This is a genomic window from Klebsiella sp. K5-45 (assembly GCF_030128605.1).
Taxonomy (GTDB): Bacteria; Pseudomonadota; Gammaproteobacteria; order Enterobacterales; family Enterobacteriaceae; genus Klebsiella; species Klebsiella quasipneumoniae.
In genome coordinates this window covers 1-3,279 of sequence record NZ_JAKUZW010000044.1, presented here as the reverse complement: position 1 = coordinate 3,279, position 3,279 = coordinate 1, and the positions used below count along the sequence as shown (strand labels likewise).

Below are 3,279 nucleotides of genomic sequence, written 5' to 3'. Positions count from 1 at the left end.
ACCCGGAAAGACACGACAAAGCGCCACTGGCAGCAGCCACTGGTAACGGATTTAGAGGAGTTGGTCTTGAAGTCATGCGCCTGTTAAGGCTAAACTGAAAGAACAAGTTTTGGTGACTGCGCTCCTCCAAGCCAGTTACCTTCGGGAGAAAGAGTTGGTAGCTCTCACTTCCGGCAAACAAACCACCGTTGGTAGCGGTGGTTTTTTTGTTTACAGAGCAAGAGACTACGCTGCACTCTCAAAAATCTCAAGACGATCCTTACACATTCTTGGTGATGCTACCAACTTACTGATGTAGTGTATTATGGTGTTTTTGAGGTGCTCCTGTGGCTTCCGTCTCCGTCTGTTGTCCCTCCTGTTCTGCTACCCAGGGCGTGGTGCGTAACGGCAAAAGTACTGCCGGGCATCAGCGTTATCTCTGTTCTCACTGCCGTAAAACATGGCAGCTCACCTTCACTTACACCGCATCTCAGCCCGGAACACACCAGAAAATCATTGATATGGCCATGAATGGTGTCGGTTGCCGCGCCACCGCACGCATTATGGGCATTGGTCTCAACACCATTTTCCGCCATTTAAAAAACTCAGGCCGCAGTCAGTAACCTCCCGGATACAGCCGGGCAGTGATGTCATTGTCTGTGCGGAGATGGACGAGCAATGGGGCTACGTCGGGGCAAAATCACGTCAGCGCTGGCTGTTTTACGCGTATGACAGGATACGCAGAACGGTGGGGGCGCATGTCTTTGGTGAACTTCTGAGCCTGTTGTCGGCCTTTGAGGTGGTGGTATGGATGACGGACGGATGGCCGCTGTATGAGTCACGCCTGAAGGAAAAGCTGCACGTTATCAGCAAGCATTACACGCAGAGAATTGAACGGCATAACCTGAATCTGAGGCAGCATCTTGCCCGGCTGGGCAGGAAATCGCTGTCGTTCTCAAAATCGGTGGAGTTGCATGACAAAGTCATCGAGCATTATCTGAACATAAAACACTATCAGTAAATTGGAGTCATTACCGTGTTAAACATCTCCACCTTACTGTTTATCAAGATTATACAACTCACATTGTGCATCAACGGCTTGCTGTAATGCTTTAATTGTTTCGCTCGATAAATTCGGAGATAAAGCCAATGTATTTATTGCAACCTTTTCTCCATACTCTTGGCATTGAAGAACAAAAGAATCCCCAAAACTAATACCAGAATTCGTAATCGTAGACGTAATCAAAGAGAGATCTTCTTTCGATACATCTGGCGCACTCTTTAAAAACTGCAACGCCTGTTGTTTGCGGTTAATGGCATCAATACGTAAAGAAGCATAGGCCCGAGACTGTTGTATATCCAGTTCACTGGGTTTTGTTATATAGATAACTAGCTTGGCACTACCATAAATTGCAGCCATCACGACCAGAATTACCAAGGAATTTCTGATAACACTTTTACGACTTTTTTCTTTTTCCCTATCCTTTTCATCCATTGCGATCGATAGATCTAGGTAGCGATCCGAAAGATAAATAAAAAACTCATTATGTGAGAAGCGAACATGTTCAATGTTAGCCTCAATCAATTTATATACTTCAATAACTTCATCGTCTGTCAGCGATTTTCCATCCTCAACCGAAAATTTAAGAATCCTCTCCAATTCCACTTTGTCCTCCAAAGCATTAAGTTTATTTATTTTCAATAAACATCTGACAGACGGTTATTGTCAGCTTATAGCAGAACAACATAAACCATCAATTACTCAATATCGTTTTACTTCAAAATCCTCCTCACTTATATTACAGATCTAAGTGGAATGAAAGAGTAATACACCAACGCCACGGGATCGATGTCGTGTCGTTTGGTAACTCGCTGCATGACCCGGACTGCTCGTGCCTTTGATAGCCCTGAAAGCATGACTGCGGTTCTCGATGTTTTTTATGCTAAATAACTGATCCTAATACCGCTACACTTTAGCCAGCCCGTGTTTTCCACCGGGGAATGGGCTGACGGTATCCATAAAGTGATGAACCTTTTTCAACAGTTGCCACATTGAACGGCACTGGTGATTTCGGGTTATTGTCTCATGAAGCGCCTGCCACAACCGTTCGACATGATTGACCCATGGCGAGTAAACCGGCTGATAAATGACCCTGAACTTCTGGTTTGCTTTCAGCCAGCGCAACGTTTCACGGCTTTTGTGGATAATGTAGTTATCGACAATGAGCGTAATCGTTTTTGCCCGCCGGTATGTCGCCTTAAGATGTTTTAACAGTCTGATAAATAAAGATGAGCCTTTACTGTTTCCACCTACGTAGCTGACTTTTCCCGTACCGCGGTGCAGCGCACCGGCAAGATAGTACTTTTCATTCTGGCCCGGTGTGACAACACGTTTTTGCTGCCCGCGTAACTGCCAGCCAGCACCGATTTTCGGGTTGAGATGAATATCCACTTCATCTTCGTAAAACACGGGATTTTCCGCACTGCATTTCGCCAGTGCTTCATGGATAGCAACCATTTTTTCTTCTTTGTGTGGGTCACGGATACGCAGTGTCGGCGCTGCTCTGCGCCATACCAGCCCGGCTGCAGGTAACCATCTCCGGATGGTTGAGGCATGTAGCGGACAACCGGTGACATCACGGATTTTTATCGCCAGCAGTTCGGTACTCCAGCGGGAACGCTGATAACCGAAATCGCCGGGAGAATGCTTCACAAGCTCACGCAGCAATGCGCAAATATGTTCGAACGGCCAGCGCCTGCCACGTCCTGACGGTAATGACTTCAGGCCTTCAGCACCAGACAGAGTGAACCAGTTAATCCAGCGACCAATCGATGAGCGGGCACAGCAGAGTGTTCTGGCCACATGACTGACGCGCTCGCCCCGGTGCAACATCAGCATGGCGGTCAGTCTGCGGGCATAATTTTTATCACGCGTTTTATGGATAGCTTTCTGCATCAGGCGTCGTTCGTCACGGGGAATTGGTGCTATGATCGGCATCGCTCAGTCCGGTTGGTGATTTGGGATATTCAGCGATTGATCAGATCGTACAATTCGGGCTGAGTACCCTCAAAGTGATCTACTATTCCGAACAGTTATTTAGGCCACCAACTCTATTTACCATAACATCCGTTATCAGCACCGCCTGAGAGGCTCTCAGGGCGTTTCTGACGGAAAACCGGTAAAACAGGCAACAAACCACCCGAAAACCCGCCAGAAACGCGCAGGCTCTGTTTTTACGGCATGCATGAGTATGCGCGCAAGTGCATAGCGCGGAAATTCACGCCATTCAGCCAGGGTAA

Annotated in this window: 3 protein-coding genes; 1 reads left to right on the top strand and 2 read right to left on the bottom strand. The window is 47.3% G+C overall.

Annotated features, from left to right (window positions below; all coding sequences use genetic code 11):
• Window positions 1–326 precede the first annotated feature (326 nt).
• Window positions 327–1,000 (top strand): IS1 family transposase gene (locus MKS11_RS27270; RefSeq protein WP_226650009.1). Its coding sequence is split into 2 segments (ribosomal slippage): window positions 327–576 and window positions 576–1,000, totalling 675 coding nucleotides; the frame shifts between segments, so codons are not numbered across the junction.
• Window positions 1,001–1,033: 33 nt separating this feature from the next.
• On the opposite strand, the gene MKS11_RS27265 is transcribed toward MKS11_RS27270, so the two are convergent.
• A complete protein-coding gene (locus tag MKS11_RS27265; protein WP_142777455.1) occupies window positions 1,034–1,645 on the bottom strand; it encodes a hypothetical protein in 612 nt (203 codons plus the stop codon).
• A gap of 300 nt (window positions 1,646–1,945) precedes the next feature.
• A complete protein-coding gene (locus tag MKS11_RS27260; RefSeq protein ID WP_136070816.1) occupies window positions 1,946–2,977 on the bottom strand; it encodes an IS630-like element ISSpu2 family transposase in 1,032 nt (343 codons plus the stop codon).
• Window positions 2,978–3,279: the final 302 nt, after the last annotated feature.

What these genes read in the sequence shown, in the direction of transcription:
- MKS11_RS27260 (WP_136070816.1), bottom strand. Translation starts at nt 2,977, where the DNA reads ATGCCGATCATAGCACCAATTCCCCGTGACGAACGACGCCTGATGCAG.